This window comes from Cohnella sp. GCM10020058 (assembly GCF_042683485.1).
In the GTDB taxonomy this organism is placed as follows: Bacteria; Bacillota; Bacilli; order Paenibacillales; family Paenibacillaceae; genus Cohnella.
In genome coordinates this window covers 1-718 of record NZ_JBHUJV010000038.1, presented here as the reverse complement: position 1 = coordinate 718, position 718 = coordinate 1, and the positions used below count along the sequence as shown (strand labels likewise).

Below are 718 nucleotides of genomic sequence, written 5' to 3'. Positions count from 1 at the left end.
GCCACACAAGGCATTGTAGAGAATTTCTAATTTGCGCATTTTCGTTTCGCTATCCGGTTTTCAAAGAACAAGTTCTGCCCTCCGCCCATCTGACAAGCAGGCTGTGCGGAGAAATAAAGATGGTGGAGACTAACGGGATCGAACCGTTGACCCCCTGCGTGCAAGGCAGGTGCTCTCCCAGCTGAGCTAAGTCCCCATGGGAAGTATTCAATTGAAGCTTAGTGGTGGGCCTTAGTGGACTCGAACCACCGACCTCACCCTTATCAGGGGTGCGCTCTAACCAGCTGAGCTAAAGGCCCGTATGATATGGCCAGTCTCGCTGGCTTGATCCCGATTCCGGTGAAGGAATCAAGACCGGCTTGGCGACGTCCTACTCTCCCAGGACCCTGCGGTCCAAGTACCATCGGCGCTGGAAGGCTTAACGGTCGTGTTCGAGATGGGTACGCGTGGAACCCTTCCGCCATTATCACCAAACCGGTATTGCTACCGAGCGATCAAAGATCGTCTCGGACGTGCCGCAAGCGTTAGCGTTTCGCTAGAAACGCGTTCATGCGGTACGCGAAGGATTTCTCCTTCAAAACTGAACTCGAGCGATAAAGCAACGGACTTACGTAATGCCCCGAAGGGCTCCTTAGAAAGGAGGTGATCCAGCCGCACCTTCCGATACGGCTACCTTGTTACGACTTCACCCCAATCATCTACCCCACCTTCGACGGCT

General features: G+C 54.0%; 2 tRNA genes and 2 rRNA genes. All 4 read right to left on the bottom strand.

Annotated features, from left to right (window positions below):
- Nucleotides 1-120: 120 nt before the first annotated feature.
- Nucleotides 121-196: transfer RNA gene (locus tag ACFSR7_RS36425), tRNA-Ala, on the bottom strand.
- A gap of 26 nt (nt 197-222) precedes the next feature.
- Nucleotides 223-299: transfer RNA gene (locus ACFSR7_RS36420), tRNA-Ile, on the bottom strand.
- Nucleotides 300-357: 58 nt separating this feature from the next.
- Nucleotides 358-474: ribosomal RNA gene (gene rrf / locus ACFSR7_RS36415) — 5S ribosomal RNA — on the bottom strand.
- Between the two features lie 161 nt (nt 475-635).
- Nucleotides 636-718, bottom strand: a 16S ribosomal RNA gene (locus tag ACFSR7_RS36410); the annotation flags it as partial.